The following is a 22,171-nucleotide window of genomic DNA, read 5'->3' on the forward strand; positions in this document are numbered from 1 at the left end:
CCCGCGGATCAGATCGGGAGCTTGCGGAAGATCGGCCGGGGCACGTGGCGCAGGGCGCTCATCACGAAGCGCATCGGCGCCGGTGCCCAGACCAGCTCCTTGCCCGTCCGCACCGCGTCGACGATGACGTCGGCGACGGCCTGCGGGGTCGTCGCGAGCGGTGCGGCGTCGAGGCCCTCGGTCATCTTCGAGTGCACGAAGCCGGGCCGGACGATCGTCACGGTCACGCCGAACTCGCGCAGCGCCTCGGTCAGCCCGGTGTAGAACGCGTCCATCCCGGCCTTGGTGGAGCCGTAGACGAAGTTCGAGCGGCGGGCCCGCTCCCCGGCGACCGAGGAGATCGCGACGAGCGAGCCGTGGCCCTGCTCGCGGAACCGCTCGGCCAGCGCGACCCCGGTGGAGACGGTCGCGGTGTAGTTGACCTGCGCCAGCTCGACGGCGTGGTCGACGTCGGTCCAGGCCTTCTCGTTGTCGCCGAGCAGCCCGAACGCGACGACGGCGACGTCGATGTCCCCGCCCGCGAAGGCCTTCTTCACGACCTCGGGGTGGGTCTCGATGCGCTTGGCGTCGAACTCGACGGTCTCCACGCCGCACCCGAGCGCCTCGAGCTCGGCGCGGGCGGCGTCGAGCCGGGGGCCGGGGCGGGCGGCGAGCACGACCCGCAACGGGCGGTCCGCGGCGAACGCGCGCACGGTGGCCAGGCCGATCTCGGAGGTGCCGCCGAGGAGCAGGATGCTCTGCGGGTTGCCGACTGCGTCGATCATGATGGTGCTGGCTCCGGACGTCAGAGGGTCAGTGCGAGGCGGCGGGACATGTCGGAGGCGAAGACGCCGGCCGGGTCGACGCCGTCGCGGATCGCCTTCCACTCGGCGAACCGCGGGTAGCCGGCGGCGAAGGCCTCCGGCGACGTGCGCGACTCCTTCGCCAGGTACAGCCGCCCGCCGGCGGCCAGCACCATCTCGTCGAGCTCCGTGCAGAACCGGGACAGCCCGTTCGCGATCGGGAAGTCGACGGTGATCGTCCAGCCCTTCGTCGGGAACGACAGCGGTGCGTCGTTGCCCGCGCCGAAGCGCTTGAACACGTTCAGCCCGGACTTGTGCGGCGACGCCGCGATCTTCTCCAGGATCCGGCGCAGCTCGGTCTCCGCCCCCATCGGGACGACGAACTGGTACTGCAGGAAGCCCTTCGAGCCGTAGACCCGGTTCCAGTCCCCGAACACGTCGAGCACCTGGTAGAAGGCCGTGATGTTCTGCACCGAGCCGCGCTGGCGCTTCGGGGCCTTGCGGAACCACAGCTCGGAGAACGCGGTCAGCGACAGCTTGTTGGCCAGCCCGTTCGGGAAGACGTCCGGGAAGGTCAGCAGCTGCGGCGCGTCGAACTTCAGCGGCTCGGAGCGCAGCTTCGCGGGGAGCTGGTCGACGGTCGCGAGCGAGCCGCGGGTCAGCACCGACCGGCCCATCCGGGCGCCGGTCGCGGTGGTGTCGAACCAGGCGGCCGAGTAGCCGTAGGTGTCGTCGGAGCCGTCGGTGAGCAGCTCCAGCAGGCCGTCGAGGTCGTCGGTGCGGTCGGTGTCGACCACGAAGTACGCCGACTCGGTCCGGTGCAGCCGCACCTTCGCCCGCACGATGACGCCGGTCAGGCCCATCCCGCCGACGGTCGCCCAGAACAGCTCCGAGTCCGGCCCGGACGGGGTCAGCTCGCGGACCGAGCCGTCCGCGGTCACCAGCTGCAGCCACTCGACGTGGTTGCCGAAGCTGCCCTTGGTGTGGTGGTTCTTGCCGTGCACGTCGGCGCCGATCGCCCCGCCGATCGTGACCTGGCGGGTGCCCGGCAGCACCGGGACCCACAGCCCGAGCGGCAGCGCGGCCCGCATGAGCTGGTCCAGGCTGACGCCCGCGTCCACGTCCGCGACGCCGGTGTCCGGGTCGATGGCGTGGATCCGGCTCAGGCCCGGCATGTCGAGGACGACACCGCCCGCGTTCTGCGCCGGGTCGCCGTAGGAACGGCCGAGCCCGCGGGCGATCACGCCGCGCTCGCCCGCCGTGCGGACGGCCTCGGCCACGTCCTCGGCGTCGCGCGGGGTGACGAGCTGGGCGATCGTCGGTGCGGTCCGTCCCCAGCCGTGCAGGGAGGCGGTCCGTCGCGCGGGGGCGTCGGTCCTGGTGCTGCTGGGAACGGTCGTGTCCGTCATCGTCGCCAGGGTAGCGAGGCGCACCGACGACGACGGGTGCGACCCTGGGCGGGTGCTCGACGAGCGGCAGGTCCGCCTCCCGCTGCCACCGGCGCGGCGCCGGGGCGCGACCGCGGGGCTGTACGTGCTGCTCGGGCTCGGGTACCTGCTGGTCTCGCTGTGGCTGCAGCGCCGCGTGCTCGCCGACCCGGGCGGCCTGCTGATCGGGCACGTCACCGCCGACGCCGACATGTTCGCCTGGTGGATCCACTGGTTCCCGTTCGCCGTGACGCACGGACAGAACCCACTGGTCACCGACTGGATGCACTGGCCGTACGGGCTGAACGCGCTGTGGAACACCGCGGTGCCGCTGCTGGCGCTGGCGCTCGCCCCGGTGACCCTGGTCGCGGGCTCGGTGACCGCGTTCAACGTCGGCCTGGTCCTCGGTCCGGTCGTCTCCGGCCTGGTCCTGGTCGCCGCGCTCGGCCCGTACGTGGGCCGGACCGGCCGCGGCTGGGCCGCCCGCGGGATCGCCGGTGCGCTGTACGCCTTCTCCCCGTTCCACCTCGCGCACGCGATCGCCGGGCACCTCAACCTCACGTGGTCGGTGCTGCCGCCGCTGCTCCTGCTGCTCGCCCACCACCTGTTCGCGCGCGGGCCGCTGCGCCGGCCGTGGCGGGTCGGCGCGCTGGCCGGGCTCGCCCTGGTCGGGCAGCTCGTCCTCTACACCCAGACCCTCGCCATCGGCGTGATCTTCCTGGTCGTCACCGCGGTGGTGCTCGCGCTGCGGTTCCCGCGCCGGGTCCGCGCGCAGCTGCCGGGGCTGGTCCGGGCCGGGCTGGCCTGCGTCGGGGTGTTCGTGGTGCTCGGCGCGTACCCGCTGTATCTGGTGCTGGCCGGGCCGAACCGCCCGCGCGGCGCGATCCGCAACGTGCACGCCACCGGCGCGGACCTGGCGAACCTGCTCGTCCCGACCCGGCTGACCGCCGTGCGGACGACGCGCGACGGCGTCGACACCGAGCTCGGCGGCCACATCGGCGAGCAGGGCGGCTACGTCGGTCTCGCCGTGCTGGCGCTGGTCGTCGTCGCGGTGCTGGTCGTCCGGTCGACGACGCTGCGGGTCGTCGCCGCGGTGGGGTTCCTGTCCTGGGTCGCCTCGCTCGGCACGAGCGTGGTGCTGCTGGGCGACTACACGGGGATCCCGCTGCCCTGGCTCGGGTTCGCCGAGGTGCCGCTGCTGTCGGAGGTCGAGCCGGTCCGCATCCAGGTGGTGACGGCGCTGTGCGTGGCCGTCGTCGTCGCGCTGTGGGTGGACCGGATGCCGCTCGACACCCCGGCGACGGCTGTCGGTGCCGTCGCCCTGACCGCGCTGGCGGTGGTGTCCTGGCTGCCCGCCGACGCCCAGGAGGTCCGGCCCGCGCCGGTGCCCGCCTTCTTCGCGGCCGGGGCGGCGCCGCTGGGCCCGGCCGACGTCGTCGAGATCTACCCGCGGATCACCGCGGCCTGGGACGACGGCGCGCAGGGCCTGCGCTGGCAGGCCGCCTCCGGCCCCGCGTTCCGCATCCGCGGCGGCTACTTCATCGCCTCCGACCCGCAGGACGACGTCGCGATCCAGTCCCGCTGGAACCGCTACCAGATCGGCGCGCAGTGGGTCGCCGACGGCAAGAACGACCCCAGCGACGACTACACCGCCGCCGCCCACCGCGAGCTGCGCGACCTGGGGATCACCGCCGTCGTGTTCGTCCCCGGGTACGCCGGCGGCGACGAGGCCCGTGCGCTGGACTGGACCCGGCGGGTCACCGGCGACCCCGGCCGGTTCGACGGCGGGGTGTGGCTGTTCCGGTTGCCCGGCACGGCCCCGGTCGGCTGACCGATCTAGGCTGGACGGGTGACCGGTCCGGGGAGCCACGAGATCAGGATCTCCGACGCCGACCGCGAACGCGTCGCCGAGCGGCTCAACCGCGCGATGGCCGAGGGCCGCATCTCGGTCGACGAGCTGCAGGAGCGGCTGTCGGTCGTCTACGGAGCCCGGTTCGGCTCCGATCTCGTGCCGGTGCTGTCCGACCTGCCCGGCGACCCGTTGAACCTCTCGGCGGACGTTCTCGCCACCCCCGTCGGCCCACCGACCGTGCTGCGCGGCGGCGTCGGCGGGGTCAAGCGCCGCGGCGACTGGGCGGTCCCGGCCCGGCTGCGGGTGCAGACCTCGCTCGGCGCGGTCCTGCTGGACTTCTGCGACGCGCAGCTGCCCATGCCCGTCGTCGAGGTGGAGCTGGAGCTCGGCGCCGGGTCGGCCCGGCTGCTGGTCCCGGAGAACGCCACCGCCGACGTCGACGGCCTCGTCTCCCAGTACGGCTCGGTCCGCTCGAAGATGCCCAGCCGCGCCGTCCACGGCCGCCCGCACTTCCGCGTCTACGGCCGGACGGCCGCCGGCTCGGTCACGGTGCGGCCCCGCTACACCTTCGCCGGCCGCCACTTCTGAGCGCCGGGCTCATCGGAAGCGGCGCCCCTCGTCGCGGCGGTACGCCCAGCCCACCAGCAGCGCCAGCCCGACCGTCCACACCGCGAACGCGCCCAGCGCCAGACCGCTCGGGACCGGTCCGCCGAGCGACCAGAGCAGCAGGTCACGGGCCCCGCGGGTGGGCAGCACCTCGGTCGCGCGGGCCAGCCAGCCGGGGAACAGCTCCGGCGGCAGCAGCAGCCCGCCACCGAAGGCCATCGGGAAGAACGCCAGCTGGGTCACCGGCAGCGCGGCCTTGGTCGGCAGCGAGTAGCCGATCGCGAGCCCGCCGAACAGGAACGGCAGCCCGGCCACCAGCAGCGTCACGAACGCGAGCGGCAGCCGCACCGGTTCCACGTACGCCGGCGTGAGCAGCGCCCCCAGCACGACCACCGGCAGCATCCCGAGCAGCGCGAACAGCGCCCCGACCGCGAGCCGCCCCAGGACCCGGGCCGACGGCGGCGCCGGCAGCGTCCGCAGGTACGGGTCCCACGGCTTCTCCCGGTCGTCGGCCACGCCCACGCCGAAGGTGAACAGGAACCCGCTGAGCACGCCGAACAACGCGAGCTGGGCGACCGCGCGGGTCGCCGCGGCCGGGTCGTCGCCCCAGTCGAACGGCAGCACGAAGAAGCACAGGGTCAGGGCCGGGAACAGCGCGGTGGACAGCACCGCGACCGGGATCCGCAGCTGCTCCAGGATCAGGTAGCGGGCGTGCGCTGCGGCGATGCTCACGACGGGCCTCCGGTCAGGGTCAGGAACGCGTCCTCCAGCGACGCCCGGGACACCGACAGGCCGGTGAAGGGCACGTCGTGCCGGACGAGGGTGCGGACCAGCTCGTCGGCGTCGGCGGTGTGCAGGGTGACGTGGTCGCCGTCGCGCTCGGTCCGCTCGACGCCGGGCAGGTCGGGGAGGGCCGCCGCACGGAAGGACACCCGCCCGACCCGGACGGCCCCGCGGACGGCGTCGACGTCGCCGTCGGCGCGGATCCGGCCACCCGCCAGGACGACGACGCGCTCGGCCAGCGACTCGATCTCGTCCAGGTAGTGGGTGGTCAACAGGACCGTCCCGCCGCCGGCGTGGAACGCGCGCACGGTGTCCCACAGGGCACGGCGGCCCTCGACGTCCAGGCCGGTCGTCGGCTCGTCGAGCAGCACCAGCCGGGGGCGGCCGATGAACGCGAGCGCGAGTGCGAGGCGGCGCTTCTGGCCGCCGGACAGCCCGCCCGCCTGGCGTCGTTCCAGCCCGTCGAGGCCGAAGCGCTCCAGCAGCTCACCGGCCCCGACCGGGTCGGGGAAGTGGGCGCCGACGAACCGGACGATCTCCCCGACGCGCAGTGTGTCCGGCAGCCCGGTCTGCTGCGGGGTGGTGCCCAGCGCGACCCGGTTCGCCGCGTCGCGCGGGTCCCCGCCGAACAGCCGCACCGTGCCGGTGTCCGGTCGGCGCAGCCCGGACACGAGGTTGACCAGCGTCGACTTGCCCGCCCCGTTCGGTCCGAGCAGGCCGGTCAGACTGCCGGGCTCCAGGACGAGGTCGACGTCGTCGAGGGCGACGGTGTCGCCGTAGCGGCGGGTCACCCCGTGCAGCTCCACCGGTGCGGTCACGACGGCACCTCCGACGGGTCGGCGGCCGGGTCGAGCAGCGTCCGCAGCGCGGCCGTGTAGTCCTCGAAGGCCCGCCTGCCCGTTCTCGTCAGCTCGACGAAGGTCACCGGGGTGCGCCGCTGGTGGGTCTTGGTGATCGCGACGTAGCCCGCGTCCTCCAGCTTGCGCAGGTGGGTGGACAGGTTGCCCGCGGTCATGCCGAGCAGCTCCTGCAGGCGCGGGAAGGTCATGCGGTCGCCGTCGTCGAGGGCGGCGAGGGTGGCGGTGACCCGCAGCCGGGCCTGGGCGTGGATGACGGGGTCGAGCTCGGTCACCGGACCGCCCGCGCCCGCGTCCACAGCCCGGTGGCGACCAGTGCGCCCCCGCCGACGACGGCCAGTGCCAGCGCGTGCCACGGCGCCGGGACGAACGGCAGCGCCGCGCCGAGCACCAGCAGGCAGAGCCCGAGCGCGTAGTCGGGGATGTTGCGCCAGACCGCGGCCCCGACCGCGAACAGACCGCCGGTGACGAACACGAACAGCGCGGGCATGGCGAACCCGACCGGCGCCCCGAGCCGGCCCAGGCCGACCGTCAGTGCGACGACGCCGATCATCGCCACCGGCCACACCCAGCCGTAGAGGGCGCCGTGGAGCTGGCTCGGCCCGGTGACGCCGCGTCCCATCCGGGCGCCGACCAGACCGCTGCCGATCGACCCCCCGGCGATCGCCAGCCCCGTGAGGACGCCCGCGGTGGTCGCGGTGACCGCGCCGGTCCCGTTAGCGAACCAGGCGAGCCCGATGACCGCCCAGGCCGCGCCCCAGATCAGATAGAAGATCCAGTACGGCGGGATCTGCCGGGCCTGTTCGCGTTCGATGATCGCGAGCGCGTCGGCCGGTGAGCGCGGCGGCTGGTCGTCGACGTCGGTGTCCGTCCGGTCCTGCATGCTTCCCCCACTGCCAACTGGTTTGCTCTGTCATCAACTTTGTACGGCAAAGTGCACTGTGTTGTCCACGGCCGCGTACGGATCGGCAGGTCGGAGGGGTACGACCTGCGCTCCGGTGGGTCGACGCCGTCGTTGCGGCGCGCGCCGCTACCCTCGATGGGTGACCGCCACCGAGCCCACCCGGGCCGAGCCCCCGGCCACCGGTCCGGCCGACGCCCCGGCCCCGCGCCTCGGCCTCGTCCGCCAGCTGGGCAGCTTCGTCGCGATCGGTGTGCTCTCCGCGATCGTCGACTTCGGCGTCTACCACCTGCTCCTGAACGCGGGCCTGTGGGTGCCGTTCGCCAAGGGCATCAGCTTCATCCTCGGTACGACGACGGCGTACCTGCTCAACAAGCGCTTCACCTTCACCGGCGCGAACACCGGCGGCCGCGCGAGGTTCGCCGGCTTCGTGGCCCTCTACGGCACGACCTTCGCCGTGAACGTCGGCGTGAACTCCCTGGTCCTGCACCTGCTGCCGCCGCTGACCTACGACACCAGCCTCGCCTGGCTGGTCGCGCAGGGTACGGCCACCGCGATCAACTTCGTCATGCTGCGCTGGGTCATCTTCAAGAACTGACCCCGCATCGAGCGTGGCGACCGGTCACGTCGCGCGGCGACCGCCGCGTGGGGTGCCACGCGACGTGACGGGGTGCCGTGTGGTCCCGAGACCGTGGGCGAGGCGGGCGACCATGCTGCCGTCGGCGAGGTCGGACCAGACCCATCGCACGACGGTCAGGCCCGCGGAACGGATGAGGTCCTCCCGCCGCTTCTCCTCCCAGAGCACCTCACCGAGATCCTGACCGGACCGCAGCGAGCGGCCGTACTTGACCCGGCCGTCGAACTCCCCGACCACTCCGTGCTCCGGCCAGGCGAAGTCGGTGCGGAACGGCAGACCGGGGACCTCCCACTGGGTCGCCGGGGCCGGGAGGCTCGCGAGGTGCATCCGGAACCGGCTACGCGATTCACCGGGGCTCTCGGAGCGGGCGTCTGCCAGCGCGACGACACGCCGTGCCGCGGGTGTACCGACGCGTCCGCCGAACCGGGAGAGCACCTCGGACAGCTCGTCGACCGTGGTCGCGCCGGCCGGCGGGGGCTCGGACCGTGGTCGCGGCCGGACGTGCTGGTGCAGGGCCGCATCGACCGTCACCAGCGTCTGCTCGGCGGGCACCGTCCGAGCCAGGTCGACGAGTGTCCGGGCCGGCGAGGTGACCAGCAGGCCGTCGAGCTCGCGGACGTCGTCGGCCGGTAGCGGAGCCCGGTGCACGGAGGTGCCATGGCGGTTCCGGCCGCCACCGGTGCTGCGTTCCCGTACGGCGTGCACCCGGTCGAGAGGCAGGTTCCAGACCGGGAGCCCGAGGACGAGGGCCGCGGTGACATGGCCGAGGACCGAGCCGGGAGCGAGGTGCGGCGCGGTGGCCCGGGCTCGGAGCAGGTGGGCCTGCACCGGCGAGCGCGGTTGGTCGTCACCGAGCCGGTAGGAGCCCCGCCGGACCGGGACGAGCACGCGGGCGCGGACGAGGCGGTCGATCTCGTCGACGGCGAGGCCCGCGCCCAGCAACGCCGACCGGTGCAGGAGCCCGGCCGGATCCGGAGGCAGGTGGTCGAGGCGATCCATGCCCCCGACACTGCCGCCGCCCGACACCGGCCACCGACATCCCCACCGCCCTGTGGATGAACCTGCCGGTTGTGGACAGGTTCGTGGCGACCCGTCACATCCCGCGGCACCCGCCGCGGTGGTCGCCGCACGACGTCACCGGTCGCCACGCCAGATCGTGGGCTGTGGGGGCGACGGTCAGGGGGCGCGGTGGAACTGTTCCCGGCGGCCCTGTTTCAGGAGGGTCAGCCAGTCGCGGAACCCTCGGGGGTCGCGTTTCGTGACCAGGAAGTACCAGGCGAACCGCGGCAGCTCCAGGAGGCCGATCCTGCGCATCCCGGGCTGGGACATCAGGTAGCCCCGGTTGCGGTAGGTGTAGTAGCGCTTGACCTCGTCGCCCGGGTCCTGGGCGTGCAGCCGCCCCCCGAGCATCGGCTTGAACTCGTCGGAGCCGTAGGGGTGCAGGTAGGTGGCCTGCAGCGCGGTGCCGAAGGGCAGCCCGGACCGGACCATCCGGCGGTGCATCTCCACCTCGTCGCCGCGGACGAACAGGCGCAGGTCCGGCACCCCGATGACCTCCAGCGTGGAGGCCCGGAAGAGGGCGCCGTTGAAGAACGAGGCGATCCCGGGGAGCAGGTCGTCGGGGCCCAGCGCCGAGCGGGACCGGTGCCAGGTGACGCCGCGGCGCAGGGGGAAGGCGAGGCGGTCCGGGTCGGCCTTGTCGGCGACCACCGGGGACACCGCGGCGAGCCCGTGCCGCGACGCGACGTCGAGCAGCGTGGCGAGGGTGGACTCGTCGGCGGCGTGGCCGTCGTCGTCGGCCAGGAAGATCCAGTCCGCGCCCATGGCGAGTGCGTGCAGCATCCCCAGGGCGAAGCCGCCGGCACCGCCGAGGTTGGACCACGAGGGGAGCCAGGTCGTCGGCAGCGGGCAGGCCTCGACGGCGTCGCGCGCGGGCAGGTCCGGCCCGTTGTCGACGACGATCAGGTGCGCCAGCGGGTGGGTCTGCTTCGCCATCGCCGCGAGCGAGTCGACGAGCAGCTCGGCCCGGTGCCGCGTGACGATGACGCCGACGACCGAGCCGGGCGGGAGCGGTCCGGTCACGACGGGGTCCGCCCCTTGTAGTGGTCGAGGACGTCGTGCAGTGGGCCGTACTCCTTGATCGTCCCGTGCTCCATCCACAGCGCGGTGTCGCACAGGTCGGCGAGGAACTCGTCGGAGTGCGAGGCGAAGACCAGGATCCCGGAGCGGTCGACGAGCTCGTGGAGCCGGTCGCGGGCCTTGTTCAGGAACTCCGCGTCGACGGCGCCGATGCCCTCGTCGAGCAGCAGGATCTCGGGGTCGATCGAGGTGACGACGCCGAGCGCGAGCCGCACCCGCATACCCGTCGAGTACGCCCGCAGCGGCATCTCCAGGTAGTCGCCCAGCTCGGTGAAGGCGGCGATGTCGTCGATCCGCGCCTCCATCTGCTTGCGCGTCATGCCCAGGAACAGGCCGCGGATCAGGATGTTCTCGTAGCCGGAGATCTCCGGGTCCATCCCGACGGCGAGGTCGAAGACGGGCGCGACCTTCCCGCGGACCAGCGAGCGGCCGCGGGTGGGCTCGTAGATGCCGGCCATCAGCCGCAGCAGCGTGGACTTGCCGGCGCCGTTGTGCCCGACGAGCGCGACGCGGGCGCCCTTGTCCAGGCTGACGGTGATGTCGCGCAGCGCCTCGATGATCGGCACCTTGGCGTCGGTGCCGATCCGGCCGCCCGCCTTGCCGAGGACGGCCTTCTTCAGCGACCGCGTCTTGGCGTCGAAGATCGGGAAGTCGACGGCGGCGCGGTCGATCCGGATGCGGGGTTCAGTCACAGAGGTTCACACCCAGTACGCGACGCGGGAGCGGTAGTTGCGCAGGCAGATCAGGGCCGCGGCCCAGCCGACGATCGTGATCACGCCCGTGACCAGCCAGTACCGGCCGACGATCTCCTGGCCGAGCAGCGGCTGGCGCACGATCTCGACGAAGTGGAAGACCGGGTTCAGCTCGACCAGCTGGGCGCGCTCGCGCGCGGCCGGGTTGTCGCTGAGGATGTCGACCGACCAGACGATCGGGGTCAGGTAGAAGACCAGCTGGGTGACGCTGGCGATGATCGGGGGGATGTCCCGGAACCGGGTCGCGAGGATCCCGGCGAGGATCGCGACCCAGGCGCCGTTGATCGCCAGCAGCACGAACGCCGGGATCGCCAGGAGCGTCGACAGCCCCAGCGGATGCGGGAACACGATCATCAGCACGACCCAGACGACCAGGTTGTGCAGGAAGAACAGCGTCTGCCGCCACACGAGCCGGTAGATGTGCAGGCTCAGCGGGGCGGGCAGGAACTTGATCAGGCCCTCGTTGGCGATGAAGACCTCGCTGCCCTCGAGGATGCAGCCGGACACGAAGTTCCAGATCAGCAGCCCGACGGCGACGTGCGGCAGGAACGTCGCCAGCGAGATCTGGAACAGCGCCGAGTAGAGGATCCCCAGGCCGAGGGCGATGACGCCCATGCTGATGGAGATCCACAGCGGTCCCAGGACGGAGCGGCGGTAGCGCTGCTTGATGTCCTGCCAGCCGAGATAGCCCCACAGCGGCCGTTGCCGCCAGCCCTGGGCGAGGTCCGCGAAGGCCCGCCGCCAGCTGCGGGGGCTCGACACCTCGGACGGGTCGACGACGTCACCCGGCTCGTCGGTCACGGTCACGGCCACCCGGTGAGGGTACTCAGACGCCGTCCGCGGGCCCGGCAGGGGAGGCCCCGGCCGGGACACCGCGAAACCGCAGGTCGTCGACGTGCGTCAGAGGTACTGTCCGGTTCCCCGGCCCATGCCCTCGGGGACGCCGCCCTGCTCCGGCCCACCGCCGACGCCCGGGGGCAGCCCGCGACGCATATGCTCCAGCTGGGCACGGGCGGCCATCTGCTGGGCGAACAACGCGGTCTGGATGCCGTGGAACAGGCCCTCCAGCCAGCCGACCAGCTGGGCCTGGGCGATCCGCAGCTCACCCTCCGACGGGATCTTGTCCGCCGTGAACGGCAGGCTGAGCCGCTGCAGCTCCTCGCGCAGCTCCGGCGCGAGGCCCTCCTCGAGCTCCTTGACGGAGTTCTCGTGGATCTCCTTGAGCCGCTCGCGGGACGCCTCGTCCAGCGGCGCGGCCTTCACCTCCTCGAGCAGCTGCTTGATCATGGTGCCGATCCGCATGACCTTCGCGGGCTGCTCCACCATCGACGCGGGGCTCTGCCCCTCGTCGTCCTGCGGAACCGAGGCCATGCCCACCGGGCGCCCGTCGGCGCCGACCACCACGACCCGGTCCTCGGGGGTCTCCTGCTCGTCGCTCATGCCCGCCATTCTGGACCCGCCCGCTCAGGAGTTCACGAGGAGGAGCTTGCCGGTCACACCACCGGTGTCCAGCCTGCGGTGCGCGTCGGCGGCGTCGGACATCGCGAAGCGCTCGAAGATCACCGGCTTCACCCGGCCGTCGGCGAACAGCGGCCAGACGTTCTCCCGGACGCCGTCGACGATCTCGGCCTTCGAGTGCGGACCGTCGACCGGGCGGCCGCGCAGGCCCATCGCCGAGACGTGGCCGCGCTTGGCCAGCAGTGCGCCGATGTTGAGCTCGGCCTTCACCCCGCCCTGCATCCCGATGATCATCAGTCGGCCGTCGCGGGCCAGCGCGGACAGGTTGTTCGCCAGGCCCTTGGCGCCCATGTTGTCGAGGATGACGTCGGCGCCGTGGCCGTCGGTGGCCTTCTTCAGCTCCTCGGCGATGTCGTCGTGGTAGTCGATGACGATGTCGGCGCCCAGGTCGCGGCAGAACCGCATCCGGTCGGCGTGGCCCGCGGTGGCGGCGACGCGCGCGCCGAACGCCTTCGCGACCTGGATCGCGTGCGTTCCGATGCCCGACGAGCCGCCCTGGACCAGGAACGTCTCGCCCTCGGCGAGCCGGCCCTCCAGGAACACGTTCGACCAGACGGTGCAGGCGACCTCGGGCAGCCCGCCGGCGTCGGTCAGGGAGACGCCCTCGGGGACCGGGAGCAGCTGCGGGGCCGGGACGGCGACCTTCGTCGCGTAGCCGCCGCCGGCGAGCAGGGCGCACACCTCGTCGCCGACCGACCAGCCGGTCACGCCGTCACCGAGCGCGGCGATCCGGCCCGCGCACTCCAGGCCGAGGATCTCCGACGCGCCGGGCGGGACCGGGTAGTTCCCCTGGACCTGCAGGAGGTCGGCCCGGTTGACGGCCGAGGAGACGACGTCGAGCACGACCTCGCCCGGGCCGGGCTCGGGGTCGGGCACCTCCGCCCACGTCATCTGCTCGGGTCCGCCGTACTCGGTCAGGGTGATCGCCCACATGGGAGCCGACGGTATTCCGTGGCGCGCCCGTCGGCGATCCGGCACGGTCGACCGATGGACGTGCTCCCCGCGCCGATCGACCCGGTGCCCGACCCGTGGCCGATGTCCGGGCTGACCCTGCGGACCCCGCGCCTGGAGCTGCGCGTCGAGGACGACGCGTCGGTCCGGGAGCTGGTCGCGGCCGTGCACGAGAGCGGGATCCACCCGTCGTCGGAGATGCCGTTCCGCGTCCCGTGGACCCGCGCCGACCCGCGGCACCTGGGGCGCGGCATCGCGCAGTACGTCTGGTCGAACCGTGCGAAGGCGTCACCGGACTGGTGGACGCTGCAGTTCGTCGTGCGCGCCGAGGGCCGGGTGGTCGGCCTGCAGGACGTCGTGGGGGACCGGTTCGGTGTGCGTCGCGAGGTCGCGACCGGCTCGTACCTGGTGCGACGGGCGCAGGGGCGCGGCTACGGCACCGAGATGCGGGCCGCGGTGCTGGCCTTCGCCTTCGACCATCTCGGCGCGCTGGCGGCGCGCTCGGAGTACGTCGAGGGCAACCCGAGGTCCGCGGCCGTGTCGGCCCGGCTCGGGTACCGCGACGACGGCACCGCCACGATCGACCACGGCGACGCCCGGGTCACCGAGTACCGGGTACTGCTCACGCGGGAGGCGTTCATGCGGCCCGGGTGGCGGCTCGGCGTCGACGGGTACACCGCCGACCTGGCGGGGTTCCTCGCTGCCGACCCGCCGGTCAGCTGAAGATCAGCTCGCGGTGGCGGGGCAGTCGCAGCCACACCTGCCCGCCGACGAGCAGCACCGCCAGCACGGCGAACCACTGCACGGCGTGCACCACGTCGACCGGCAACGTGTACGCGATCAGCACCCGCAGCGCGGCGTCGAGGAACAGGCCCGTGGCCCAGCCGGCCGTCAGCCACCGCCAGATCCCGCGGAACCGCGCGGAGGAGGCCCAGCGGCGGTCCCAGTCGTCGGGGCTGTGGCCGGCCTCGGTGAGCGTGAGCCTGCCGATCGTGAACAGCACCGGCCGGGCCGAGGGCACGCTCGCGAGCATCACCACGCCCAGGGCCGCGGTCACCAGGGCCTCGCGGGCGAGCAGGACGCGGTCGCCGCCGCCGAGCAGCGCGGTCGTCGCGCTCGCCACGCACAGGACGAGCACGAGCACCGCGAACCACTCGACGCGCCGGTGCCGCACGAGCCCCCACAGCGCCCGTGCCGCCGGGACCGCGGCCCCGGCGAGCAGCGCCGGCCCGGCCGCGACGCCGACCGCCCGCAGGCCGTAGAACAGCACCAGCGGCGCCACGACGTCGCCGACGACGGTGGTCACGAGCTCCCGGCGCCTCACGACGCCGCCACCAGCGACGACAGCCGCTCGGCGACGCGCTCCGGGAACTCGCCGGGCAGCGCGTGCGTGGCGTCCGGCCACACCTCGACGGTGCCGCGCGGCAACAGCGCGGCCTGCGCACGGGCCCGGCCGGCGTCGAGCATCGTGCTGCGCCCGCCGAGCAGCACCAGGCTGCGGACCCCGACCGCTGCCACGTCCCGGGCGCTGGGCAGCGGTGGCAGCGGGACCGCGGAGGCGTAGCCGGACAGGCCCGCCTCGATCAGCCGGGCGACCGGGTCGTCGGCGACGTCGGCGCCGCCACCCAGCCGGGCGACGAACCGGCGGCGCAGCCACGACGGGGCACCCGGCAGCGCACCGAGCGAGGCGGCCACCGTGCCGGCCGGGATGCGGGTGAAGGTCAGGGCCGGGTCGAGCAGGGTGAGCGTGCGGATCCCGGCCGGGGAGCGGCGGGCGACCTCGAACGCCAGACGCCCACCCATCGAGGTCCCGACGAGGTGGCACGGGCCGAGCGCGTCGAGCACCCCGCGCAGCCAGCGGACCTGGTCGCCGACCGACCGGAGCGGCACGTCCTGGGTGCTCGCCCCGGGGCCGCCGAGCGGGTCGACGAGGTGCACGGTCGCCCGGCGGCGCAGCGCGGGCACGTTCGGCGCCCAGCCCACCCCCGGCGAGCCCGCCCCGGGCAGCAGGACGAACGGTGTCCCGGGTGGCCCGTCGCAGGTCAGGACGCGGACGACGCCGTGCGTGGTGGTGATGTCACGGCTGCTCGTCGGCCCCAGGGCGGCGACCGCGTCGTCGTGGAGCGCGCGGAAGCGGTCCCGGGCCGCGGTGTCGGTGAAGTGTCCGGTGCGCATCGTCCCCCCGTTTCGCGATACGATCGGACTGTAAAAGCGGACGGAGCTCTTTGCAAGCCGATCGGACCGGAACGAGGTAGAGATGCCGAGGGTGGTCGACCACGGGCAGCGCCGTGGGGAGATCGCGGAGGCGCTGTGGCGGGTCGCCGCGGCCGAGGGGCTGGAGGCGGTCAGCCTGGCCCGGGTCGCGGAGGAGGCGGGGGTCTCGAAGGGCCGGGTCCAGCACTACTTCGCCTCGCGCGACGAGCTGCTGGACTTCGCCGCGCAGCAGCTGCAGCTGCGGGTGGACGGACGGGTGCGCGCCCGGATGGCGGCGGCCGCGCCGTCGTCGCCGCTGGGGGAGGTCCGCGCCCTGCTTACCGCGCTGCTCCCGCTCGACGACGACGCCCGCACCGATGCCCGCGTCGGCTCCGCCTTCCTCATCCGGGCGCTCGGCGACGACCGGCTGCGTGAGACCTACCGGACGGGCAACCGCCTGGTCCACACGGCCGTCGCCGAGCGGCTCACCGCGGCCCGCGACGCCGGTGAGCTCACCGGGCTCGACCCGGCCCGGGAGGCGACCGTGCTGCTCGCGCTGGCCGGTGGCCTCGCGGAGTCCGTCCTGCTCGGCGACGCCGACGGTGCCGGTGCGCTCGCCGTGCTGGACCACCAGCTCGGGCGGCTGCGGCCCTAGCCGAGGCTGCGCGCGGCGAAGGTGTCGCAGGAGTCGGGGTTGCCGCTCTGCAGGCCGGTGGTGAACCACTTCTCGCGCTGCGCGGAGCTGCCGTGGGAGAACTGCGACTCGTCGACCCGGCCGCCACCCAGGTTGGACTGGATGTAGTCGTCGCCGATCCGGGACGCGGTGTCGAGGGCGGCGTCGATGTCGGACTGGTTCAGCTCGCTGATCAGCGGCCGCCCCGACGGGCCGGGCGTCGTCGTCGCGTGGTTCGTCCAGACGCCCGCGTAGCAGTCGGCCTGCAGCTCCAGGCGCACCGAGCCGGAGGTGGGGCCGGTGTCGTTGCCGGCCTTACGGTTGGTGCCGAGCAGGTTCTGGATGTGGTGGCCGTACTCGTGGGCCATCACGTAGGCCTGCGAGAACGGTCCGCCCTGCGCGCCGAAGCGGGTCTGCAGCTCCTGGAAGAAGGTGAGGTCGATGTAGATCTCGGAGTCGGCCGGGCAGTAGAACGGCCCGCTGTCCGACGACGCCGAGCCGCAGCCGTCGGTGCTCACCCCACCGGAGAAGAAGTTCGTCCGGGGTTTCGTGAAGCCGGAGGAGAACTGGGTGGCCCAGAAGTCGTCGAGGGAGTTGACGACGGCGACGACGCGGCAGTCCGTCGAGGTGTTCGCCGAGGCGCCGGTGGCGCAGTTCTGCTGCAGCGACGAGTTGTCCGCGGTCTGGCCGGAGCCGACCTGGTCGAGCCCCGGGTAGCCGCCGCCCGCGCCTATGCCGGACATGTCGACGCCCGCGAAGTTCGACAGCAGCAGGTACAGGATGACGCCGACGAGGCCCAGGCCGCCGCCCGCGCCTGCCACTCGGCCGCCGACCCCGCCGCCCCGGCCACCGCCGGATCCGCGCAGGTCGTCCACGCCGGACGTGTCGAGCCGGGCGTTCTCGTCGAACCGCACGTCGTCCTCCCGAGATGAGACCGGGGGAATCCCACCACACCGCGCCGGACCGCACCGGCGCGGACGGCCCCCGCCACCCGTCAGGGGGTCCCGGAGCCGGCCCGCCAGATCGCGGCGGTGACGCCGTGCGCGGCCCGGAAGCGGCGGGCGAAGTAGCCGGGGTCGGGGTAGCCGACCCGGGCACCCACCTCGGCGACCGGGAGGTCGGTGGAGGCGAGCAGCCGCCGTGCCTCCCGCATCCGGCGCTCGGAGATCCACTGCTGGACGGTCCGCCCGGTCCCGCGCCGGACGACGGTCGTCAGGTGCCCGGGGGTGAGACCGACGGCCGCGGCGACGTCGCGCAGCGACAGCTGCCCGGCGAACCGCTCCTCGACGACGGCGAACACCGCCGCGAGCAGCGGGTCGCCCGACTCGGCGGGTACGTCGTCGACGAGCCGGCCGAGCGCCACCAGCAGCAGGGTGAGGTGGGCGCGGGCGGCCTCGGCGTGACCGTCGCGGCGGCGGGTCAGCTCGTCGTCGAGGTCGACGAGGCGGGCCCGCCAGGTCGCCCGGTCCGCCGGTGGGACGCCGATCCGCTGCCCGCCACCACGGTGGCGCCCGACGAACGGTGCGAGCAGCGGATGGTCCTGCCAGGACGCGGGCGCGACCGCCTCCGCGGGGAAGACGACCGACCACAGCTCGCCGGGCGGCGCCGAGGTCTCCGCGGCGTGGTCGACCACGGCTCCGGGTGCGATGACGAACGCATCGCCCTCGGCGAGCCGCCAGACCTGCCCGTCGACCTGGTAGGTGCAGGTGCCGCGCACGACGTGCACGAGGGTGAGGAAGTCGTGCGCGTGCGGCCCCTGCACCCGCGGGAGCTGCACCGGCCCGTCGACGCGGTACGCCGCGATCGGTACCGGCGTGTGTGCGAAGCCGATCAGCGGGATGTCCGAACTTCGTCCCATCACGGCCACGGATAGTGCCTTGTTACCTGCTCGGAGGCCAGGGAGAGTCGATGGAGAACACGAAGTTCGTCCGAGGGGATCCGATGACCACGCACGCCCACACGCCCGCGCTCGTCAGCTCGCGGCTGCTGCCCGGCTACGACACCGTGGCCCGGCTCAGTGGCGCCGTCCCGATGTACTGGCGGCTGCTGGCCCAGGCCGGCATCGGCCCGCGGGACCGGGTGCTGGAGATCGGCTGCGGGACCGGGAACGTCCTGCTGCGTGCCAAGGAGGCCGTGCCGACGGCCACCGTGCGCGGTGTCGACCCCGACCCGGAGGCGGTCGCCATGGCCCGCCGCAAGGCCGCCGAGGCCGGCGTCGAGCTGGAGCTGCAGGTCGGTGTGGCCGAGGACCTGCCCCTCGACGACGGCAGCGTCGACCGGGTCCTCTCCTCGCTGATGCTGCACCACATCGCCGCCGACGCCCAGGTCGCGGCGCTGCGGGAGGCGCACCGCGTCCTGGCGCCGGGCGGGAGCCTGCACCTGGTCGACCTCGACCACGACCCGCGCACCGGCGGACGGATGCGCACCGTGAACAAGGCGCTGTCGCTGCTGGCCCGCCTCGACCCGGCCCACCGCCGCTCCCGGCACGGCGGTCACGGCGACCACGGTCACGGCGGTCACGGCCACGGGCACGGACACGGGCACGGGCACGGGGCGCAGCCGGTGCCGGAGCTGCTCACGGCCGCGGGGTTCACCGGCGCGACGGTGGTCGGGCACGGGACGACCAGGATGGGGCCGGTCACCTACTACCGCGCGGAGCGCTGAGCGGTCCCGTTACCCTCCCGTGCGGAAGCGTGGCAGAGCGGCCGAATGCACCCGCCTTGAAAGCGGGCGTCCGAAAGGACCGGGGGTTCGAATCCCCCCGCTTCCGCCACAGCCGCCGCTGATCACCCCCGCCGCCGGACCGCGTTCCCGTGCTTGCGGACGGCGAAGTCGTACGCGTCGTCGAGCAGCTCCCGCACCCGCGGCCAGGTCGTCTCCGGCTGCACCACCGCCACCCAGTGGTGGGCGGCGTAGACGGGGTGCGGGAACAGCACGTCACGGGTCGTCGGGTCGATGCCCGGATCGGTCGGGAACAGCTCCCGGTAGCGCGTGGCGGGCAGCCCGATGTTGAGCCGGAACGCTCCCGGGCGGTCGAGGTCGGACGCGGTGTCGTTCACGTCGGACCGCACCACGGTCGCCCAGCCCTGCCGGGGGCGCTGCTCGTAGTCGTGGTCCGGGTCGTGGATCGCGAACGCGTCCCCGTTGCCCTCGACGATCCGCGTGCCGGGGAACCCGGCCAGAACGGTGATCACCTGCTCGGCATCCATGCCGCCAGGTCAGCACCTTTCCATGATCGTTCGTCCGTCGAAGGTGTCGCGGATCACATCTTCTCGGCGACGACGGCGAGCCGGTCGAGCGACGCGCGCAGCCGGTCGGTGGTGGTGTCGCGGGCCCGCTTCTGCCGGAACGCGTCCTCCGGGTCGAGCTTGCTCCAGTCGTAGGTGCAGGTCACACGGGTCCGGCCGGCGTCGAGCGGCTCCAGCTCCCACCGCCACAGGTGCCCCGGCGGCGGGCTGTCCGGCACCGACGGCAGCCAGGCGACCAGGCGTCCCTCGATGAACTCGACGACCCGGTTCTCCCGCACGGTGCCCTGCGTCAGCAGCATCGAGAAGACGTCGCCGACGGCGCGGACCCGCTGGCCGGGGGCGGCCTCGGCGAGGTTGTCGTTGCCGTCCCACTCGGGCTGGCGGGCGGGGTCGGCGATCAGTTCGAAGATCGTCCCGGGTGCGGCGTCGATCTCCCGGCTGCTGCGCACCACGGTCGGCGGAGTGTCGGTCACGACCGCAGTGGACCACCGCCCGGCCGGGAGCGGAAGATGTCGGACCCCGCTGACACGATCACGGGCATGACCGACCGCGCCCACCCCCCGATGCAGGCCGACGCCCTCACCACGCTCACGGCCTGGCTCGACTTCTACCGCGCCACCCTGGTCGGGAAGTGCGACGACCTGACCGACGAGCAGCTGCGGACGGCGTCGGTGCCGCCGTCGTCGCTGACGCTGCTGGGGCTGGTGCAGCACCTGGCCGCCGTCGAACGGAACTGGTTCCGGCAGGTCCTGGGCGGCGAGGACGTGCCGCCGCTGCACCCGCGCGAGCCCGGGACCGGCCACGACGGCGGGTTCGAGCTCGGGAGCGCGGGCATCGTCGAGGCCCGCGCCGCCTGGGAGGAGGAGGTCGGCCGGGCCCGCGAGGTCGTCGAGGCGGCCGGGCCGGACGGCACCGGTTCCCTCGGTGGGAACGCGGTGTCGGTGGTCTGGATCCTCACCCACGTCATCGCCGAGTACGCCCGCCACGTCGGCCACGCCGACCTGGTCCGCGAGCGGATCGACGGGAGCACCGGCGTCTGAGACCGCCCGGCCGCGTTCCGCGGAACGCGCCCTCAGCAGAACCCGCGGAACGTCCGGTCGGGCTGCAGCTCCGCGTGGTCGGCGTGGTCGGCGAACCCGGCGCGGGGCGACGGGAAGCCGGAGAGCACCGCGGCGGCGATCCGGAACGTCCGACCCGGCTCACCCCGCAGGTCGGCGACGACGACGGGGAAGTCGTGGTCGGCCAGCGCCCGCTCGTCGACGACGAGCAGCAACGGGTGCCGCACGGGCAGCCCGTCCTCCAGCGCGAACGTCACCACCCGTTCCACCGACCAGTCGGTGAACATGTCCTCCATGACGACGTCGAACGACGTGCCGGTCGCCAGCAGGATCCCGAGCAGCTCGTTCCACAGGCCCTCGCCGGTGTCGGTGCACGTCCGGACCAGCGGCGTACGACGCGTCTCGGGGAACTCCACGGTCGTCATCCTCCGTGACAGGGTGTCCGGGTGAGCGGCGCACCCAGCGTGGACGGCCGCCGGTTCGCCGGCGTGAGCAACTCCGGTGACGGCGAGGTCGGGCGGACCACCGTCTTCGACTACCACGAGGCCGACGGCCTGGTCTGGGCCGAGTACGCCGGTGGCGCCGTCCGGCTGGGCCGGCTGGCCGGTACCCGCGACGGCGACGTCCTGCGCTTCCGCTACGTGCACGTCTCCACCGACGGAACCTCCAGCTCGGGTCGCTGCGAGGCCCGCCTCGAGGTCCTCGACGACGGCCGGCTGCGTTCCCACGAGACCTGGGCCTGGGAGTCGCGGCCGGGCACCGGGGAGAGCGTCGTCGAGGAGATCACGGGTCGAACGTGAGCTGCGGTGGGCCCCGGACGGGCCGTCGTCCTGCGGGGTCGGCCGCGTTCCGCGGAACGCGACGCCGTCCTGCTCACCCGGCCGGGCGGGACGAGGGACCGTCGGTCACCCGGATTCCGCGGCCGCACGGCTGCTCCGCACCAGCCGTCGCGCCTCCTCGATCTCCGGCGGCCCCGGCACGGCCGGCAGCACCCCGGTGGCGGTGCGGAGCCCGCGCAGCGTGAGCGTCGTGGACCAGTCGGTCGTCGGCAGGCCGGGCAGCCCGTAGAGGCGCCGGGCCCAGCGCGGCAGCGTGGCCAGGGCGAGGGTGGACAGGCCCGCGATCCCGAGCCGCACCTGCAGCGGCGCCGCGCCCTGCGGCGCGAACAGGTTCCCGGCCGCGCGGCGGGCCTCGTCGGTCATCCGCAGCCGGGGGCGCACCGCGGCCATGTACTCGGCCATCTCGGCCACCGACGACGGCACGGTCGCCGGGTCGATGCCGACCACCTCGGCGGCCCGGACGCTCTCGGCGACGTAGGCGTCCGCCGAGTCGTCGTCGAGCAGACCCGACCGGCGGGCGACGTCCAGGTAGGACTCGATCTCCGCGGCGTGCACCCAGAGCAGGCCCTCCGGGGCGTCGATCCGGTAGCTCTCCCCGCTGTCGGGGTCGTGCCCGCGCAGCCTGGCGTGCAGTCGCCGGACGCGGGCGCCGGCCCGGTCGACGTCGGCCAGCGGTCCGAACGTGCGGGTTCCGACGAACTCGACGGTCCGCTGGAACCGTGCGTAGGACTTCTTCGGGTCGAACAGCGCCGAGTTCTGGTACGTCCCGCGCATCACCCGCGGGTCCAGCGACTGCAGCAGCAGCGCGCGCATCCCGGCGACCCACATCACGGGTTCGAGGTGCACCCGCCAGGTCACCGAGCGGGGGCCGAACAGACCGTGATCCACCATGTGCTCCAGGACACCCCGCGCGGAGCGGGAGCGCACGTCGATCACCGGACCCGGGGTCGGCCTC

28 protein-coding genes and 1 tRNA gene are annotated in these 22,171 nt (G+C 73.7%); 9 read left to right on the forward strand and 20 right to left on the reverse strand.

The features are described from left to right. Nucleotides 1-8: 8 nt before the first annotated feature. Together KPL60_RS32255 and KPL60_RS32260 are read right to left on the reverse strand one after the other, a co-directional pair. Entirely contained in the window at nt 9-764 is a 756-nt protein-coding gene (locus tag KPL60_RS32255) for a decaprenylphospho-beta-D-erythro-pentofuranosid-2-ulose 2-reductase (protein WP_226354588.1), read from the reverse strand. Between the two features lie 20 nt (nt 765-784). Then, nucleotides 785-2,191, reverse strand: coding sequence for an FAD-binding oxidoreductase (locus KPL60_RS32260; protein ID WP_226354589.1), 1,407 nt, complete (start codon nt 2,189-2,191; stop codon nt 785-787). A 52-nt stretch (nt 2,192-2,243) separates the two neighbouring features. Between KPL60_RS32260 and KPL60_RS32265 the strand changes: the two genes are divergently transcribed. Beyond that, nucleotides 2,244-4,040, forward strand: coding sequence for a hypothetical protein (locus tag KPL60_RS32265; RefSeq protein WP_226368135.1), 1,797 nt, complete (start codon nt 2,244-2,246; stop codon nt 4,038-4,040). A gap of 18 nt (nt 4,041-4,058) precedes the next feature. Further along, the gene (locus tag KPL60_RS32270) at nt 4,059-4,649 is read left to right on the forward strand and encodes a DUF1707 domain-containing protein (protein WP_226354591.1); all 591 of its coding nucleotides are present in this window, start codon (nt 4,059-4,061) and stop codon (nt 4,647-4,649) included. Nucleotides 4,650-4,658: 9 nt separating this feature from the next. Here KPL60_RS32270 and KPL60_RS32275 read toward each other — a convergent pair whose 3' ends face one another. From KPL60_RS32275 to KPL60_RS32290, 4 genes are read right to left on the reverse strand one after another with little or no spacing between them, the layout of a single operon-like run. Continuing rightward, entirely contained in the window at nt 4,659-5,399 is a 741-nt protein-coding gene (locus tag KPL60_RS32275; RefSeq protein ID WP_226354592.1) for an ABC transporter permease, read from the reverse strand. After that, the gene (locus tag KPL60_RS32280) at nt 5,396-6,268 is read right to left on the reverse strand and encodes an ABC transporter ATP-binding protein (RefSeq protein ID WP_226354593.1); all 873 of its coding nucleotides are present in this window, start codon (nt 6,266-6,268) and stop codon (nt 5,396-5,398) included. Before KPL60_RS32280 ends, KPL60_RS32275 begins: the two co-directional genes overlap by 4 nt. Then, nucleotides 6,265-6,582, reverse strand: coding sequence for a transcriptional regulator (locus tag KPL60_RS32285; RefSeq protein WP_226354594.1), 318 nt, complete (start codon nt 6,580-6,582; stop codon nt 6,265-6,267). The genes KPL60_RS32280 and KPL60_RS32285 overlap by 4 nt, the downstream gene beginning before the upstream one ends. Next, the gene (locus tag KPL60_RS32290) at nt 6,579-7,190 is read right to left on the reverse strand and encodes a hypothetical protein (RefSeq protein ID WP_226368136.1); all 612 of its coding nucleotides are present in this window, start codon (nt 7,188-7,190) and stop codon (nt 6,579-6,581) included. The genes KPL60_RS32285 and KPL60_RS32290 overlap by 4 nt, the downstream gene beginning before the upstream one ends. Nucleotides 7,191-7,350: 160 nt before the next feature. Here KPL60_RS32290 and KPL60_RS32295 point away from each other — a divergent pair, with 160 nt between their 5' ends. Beyond that, nucleotides 7,351-7,806 (forward strand): GtrA family protein, encoded by a 456-nt coding sequence (locus KPL60_RS32295; protein ID WP_308016874.1) that lies wholly within the window; start codon nt 7,351-7,353, stop codon nt 7,804-7,806. Nucleotides 7,807-7,830: 24 nt separating this feature from the next. Here the strand turns inward: KPL60_RS32295 and KPL60_RS32300 are convergent, their stop codons facing one another. From KPL60_RS32300 to KPL60_RS32325, 6 genes are all read right to left on the reverse strand, one after another. Next, nucleotides 7,831-8,844 (reverse strand): hypothetical protein, encoded by a 1,014-nt coding sequence (locus KPL60_RS32300; protein ID WP_226368137.1) that lies wholly within the window; start codon nt 8,842-8,844, stop codon nt 7,831-7,833. Nucleotides 8,845-9,021: 177 nt separating this feature from the next. Next, nucleotides 9,022-9,927, reverse strand: coding sequence for a glycosyltransferase family 2 protein (locus KPL60_RS32305; protein WP_226368138.1), 906 nt, complete (start codon nt 9,925-9,927; stop codon nt 9,022-9,024). Beyond that, nucleotides 9,924-10,676 (reverse strand): ABC transporter ATP-binding protein, encoded by a 753-nt coding sequence (locus KPL60_RS32310; RefSeq protein WP_226354598.1) that lies wholly within the window; start codon nt 10,674-10,676, stop codon nt 9,924-9,926. The genes KPL60_RS32305 and KPL60_RS32310 overlap by 4 nt, the downstream gene beginning before the upstream one ends. 6 nt (nt 10,677-10,682) lie before the next feature. Then, nucleotides 10,683-11,549, reverse strand: coding sequence for an ABC transporter permease (locus tag KPL60_RS32315; RefSeq protein ID WP_179761407.1), 867 nt, complete (start codon nt 11,547-11,549; stop codon nt 10,683-10,685). An 87-nt stretch (nt 11,550-11,636) separates the two neighbouring features. Then, nucleotides 11,637-12,185: a bacterial proteasome activator family protein gene (locus KPL60_RS32320; RefSeq protein ID WP_226368139.1), complete on the reverse strand. Its 549-nt coding sequence runs from the start codon at nt 12,183-12,185 to the stop codon at nt 11,637-11,639. Nucleotides 12,186-12,200: 15 nt separating this feature from the next. Continuing rightward, a complete protein-coding gene (locus KPL60_RS32325; protein WP_226368140.1) occupies nt 12,201-13,187 on the reverse strand; it encodes an NAD(P)H-quinone oxidoreductase in 987 nt (328 codons plus the stop codon). A gap of 54 nt (nt 13,188-13,241) precedes the next feature. Between KPL60_RS32325 and KPL60_RS32330 the strand changes: the two genes are divergently transcribed. Beyond that, a complete protein-coding gene (locus KPL60_RS32330) occupies nt 13,242-13,928 on the forward strand; it encodes a GNAT family N-acetyltransferase (RefSeq protein WP_226368141.1) in 687 nt (228 codons plus the stop codon). On the opposite strand, the gene KPL60_RS32335 is transcribed toward KPL60_RS32330, so the two are convergent. Further along, complete coding sequence (locus KPL60_RS32335) at nt 13,921-14,529, reverse strand: VC0807 family protein (protein ID WP_226368142.1); 609 nt, start codon at nt 14,527-14,529, stop codon at nt 13,921-13,923. The genes KPL60_RS32330 and KPL60_RS32335 overlap by 8 nt on opposite strands. Further along, nucleotides 14,526-15,380, reverse strand: coding sequence for an alpha/beta fold hydrolase (locus KPL60_RS32340; RefSeq protein WP_226368143.1), 855 nt, complete (start codon nt 15,378-15,380; stop codon nt 14,526-14,528). The genes KPL60_RS32335 and KPL60_RS32340 overlap by 4 nt, the downstream gene beginning before the upstream one ends. 82 nt (nt 15,381-15,462) lie before the next feature. On the opposite strand from KPL60_RS32340, the gene KPL60_RS32345 reads away from it, so the two are divergent. Next, nucleotides 15,463-16,053 (forward strand): TetR/AcrR family transcriptional regulator, encoded by a 591-nt coding sequence (locus KPL60_RS32345; protein ID WP_226354604.1) that lies wholly within the window; start codon nt 15,463-15,465, stop codon nt 16,051-16,053. Here the strand turns inward: KPL60_RS32345 and KPL60_RS32350 are convergent. Beyond that, the gene (locus KPL60_RS32350; RefSeq protein WP_226368144.1) at nt 16,050-16,985 is read right to left on the reverse strand and encodes a neutral zinc metallopeptidase; all 936 of its coding nucleotides are present in this window, start codon (nt 16,983-16,985) and stop codon (nt 16,050-16,052) included. The two genes, KPL60_RS32345 and KPL60_RS32350, sit on opposite strands and share 4 nt — an antisense overlap. 80 nt (nt 16,986-17,065) lie before the next feature. Beyond that, a complete protein-coding gene (locus KPL60_RS32355; protein ID WP_226368145.1) occupies nt 17,066-17,929 on the reverse strand; it encodes an AraC family transcriptional regulator in 864 nt (287 codons plus the stop codon). Nucleotides 17,930-18,012: 83 nt separating this feature from the next. Here KPL60_RS32355 and KPL60_RS32360 point away from each other — a divergent pair, with 83 nt between their 5' ends. Both KPL60_RS32360 and KPL60_RS32365 read left to right on the forward strand, forming a co-directional pair. After that, on the forward strand, nt 18,013-18,735 hold the full coding sequence (locus KPL60_RS32360; protein ID WP_226368146.1) for a class I SAM-dependent methyltransferase: 723 nt from the start codon (nt 18,013-18,015) through the stop codon (nt 18,733-18,735). 23 nt (nt 18,736-18,758) lie between these two features. Continuing rightward, nucleotides 18,759-18,844 (forward strand) — tRNA-Ser (locus KPL60_RS32365). 13 nt (nt 18,845-18,857) lie between these two features. Here the strand turns inward: KPL60_RS32365 and KPL60_RS32370 are convergent. Together KPL60_RS32370 and KPL60_RS32375 are read right to left on the reverse strand one after the other, a co-directional pair. Continuing rightward, the gene (locus tag KPL60_RS32370) at nt 18,858-19,280 is read right to left on the reverse strand and encodes a DUF6194 family protein (RefSeq protein ID WP_226368147.1); all 423 of its coding nucleotides are present in this window, start codon (nt 19,278-19,280) and stop codon (nt 18,858-18,860) included. Nucleotides 19,281-19,333: 53 nt separating this feature from the next. Next, the gene (locus tag KPL60_RS32375) at nt 19,334-19,792 is read right to left on the reverse strand and encodes an SRPBCC family protein (protein WP_226368148.1); all 459 of its coding nucleotides are present in this window, start codon (nt 19,790-19,792) and stop codon (nt 19,334-19,336) included. A gap of 66 nt (nt 19,793-19,858) precedes the next feature. Between KPL60_RS32375 and KPL60_RS32380 the strand changes: the two genes are divergently transcribed. Then, the gene (locus KPL60_RS32380; protein ID WP_226354613.1) at nt 19,859-20,359 is read left to right on the forward strand and encodes a DinB family protein; all 501 of its coding nucleotides are present in this window, start codon (nt 19,859-19,861) and stop codon (nt 20,357-20,359) included. 32 nt (nt 20,360-20,391) lie between these two features. Here KPL60_RS32380 and KPL60_RS32385 read toward each other — a convergent pair whose 3' ends face one another. After that, nucleotides 20,392-20,793: a hypothetical protein gene (locus KPL60_RS32385; RefSeq protein ID WP_226368149.1), complete on the reverse strand. Its 402-nt coding sequence runs from the start codon at nt 20,791-20,793 to the stop codon at nt 20,392-20,394. A gap of 30 nt (nt 20,794-20,823) precedes the next feature. Between KPL60_RS32385 and KPL60_RS32390 the strand changes: the two genes are divergently transcribed. Then, on the forward strand, nt 20,824-21,177 hold the full coding sequence (locus tag KPL60_RS32390; RefSeq protein WP_226368150.1) for a hypothetical protein: 354 nt from the start codon (nt 20,824-20,826) through the stop codon (nt 21,175-21,177). 105 nt (nt 21,178-21,282) lie between these two features. On the opposite strand, the gene KPL60_RS32395 is transcribed toward KPL60_RS32390, so the two are convergent. Beyond that, nucleotides 21,283-22,107 (reverse strand): oxygenase MpaB family protein, encoded by an 825-nt coding sequence (locus KPL60_RS32395; RefSeq protein ID WP_226368151.1) that lies wholly within the window; start codon nt 22,105-22,107, stop codon nt 21,283-21,285. Nucleotides 22,108-22,171 lie beyond the last annotated feature (64 nt).

The organism is Pseudonocardia sp. ICBG162 (assembly GCF_020496225.1).
GTDB classification, from domain to species: domain Bacteria; phylum Actinomycetota; class Actinomycetes; order Mycobacteriales; family Pseudonocardiaceae; genus Pseudonocardia; species Pseudonocardia alni.

Bases quoted from the DNA above. Each gene is read 5' to 3' on its own strand.
- KPL60_RS32255 (WP_226354588.1), bottom strand. From the start codon at position 764: ATGATCGACGCAGTCGGCAACCCGCAGAGCATCCTGCTCCTCGGCGGC.
- KPL60_RS32260 (WP_226354589.1), bottom strand. From the start codon at position 2,191: ATGACGGACACGACCGTTCCCAGCAGCACCAGGACCGACGCCCCCGCG.
- KPL60_RS32290 (WP_226368136.1), bottom strand. From the start codon at position 7,190: ATGCAGGACCGGACGGACACCGACGTCGACGACCAGCCGCCGCGCTCA.
- KPL60_RS32300 (WP_226368137.1), bottom strand. From the start codon at position 8,844: ATGGATCGCCTCGACCACCTGCCTCCGGATCCGGCCGGGCTCCTGCAC.
- KPL60_RS32320 (WP_226368139.1), bottom strand. From the start codon at position 12,185: ATGGCGGGCATGAGCGACGAGCAGGAGACCCCCGAGGACCGGGTCGTG.
- KPL60_RS32325 (WP_226368140.1), bottom strand. From the start codon at position 13,187: ATGTGGGCGATCACCCTGACCGAGTACGGCGGACCCGAGCAGATGACG.
- KPL60_RS32330 (WP_226368141.1), top strand. From the start codon at position 13,242: ATGGACGTGCTCCCCGCGCCGATCGACCCGGTGCCCGACCCGTGGCCG.
- KPL60_RS32340 (WP_226368143.1), bottom strand. From the start codon at position 15,380: ATGCGCACCGGACACTTCACCGACACCGCGGCCCGGGACCGCTTCCGC.
- KPL60_RS32345 (WP_226354604.1), top strand. From the start codon at position 15,463: ATGCCGAGGGTGGTCGACCACGGGCAGCGCCGTGGGGAGATCGCGGAG.
- KPL60_RS32355 (WP_226368145.1), bottom strand. From the start codon at position 17,929: ATGGGACGAAGTTCGGACATCCCGCTGATCGGCTTCGCACACACGCCG.
- KPL60_RS32360 (WP_226368146.1), top strand. From the start codon at position 18,013: ATGACCACGCACGCCCACACGCCCGCGCTCGTCAGCTCGCGGCTGCTG.
- KPL60_RS32370 (WP_226368147.1), bottom strand. From the start codon at position 19,280: ATGGATGCCGAGCAGGTGATCACCGTTCTGGCCGGGTTCCCCGGCACG.
- KPL60_RS32380 (WP_226354613.1), top strand. From the start codon at position 19,859: ATGACCGACCGCGCCCACCCCCCGATGCAGGCCGACGCCCTCACCACG.
- KPL60_RS32395 (WP_226368151.1), bottom strand. From the start codon at position 22,107: ATGGTGGATCACGGTCTGTTCGGCCCCCGCTCGGTGACCTGGCGGGTG.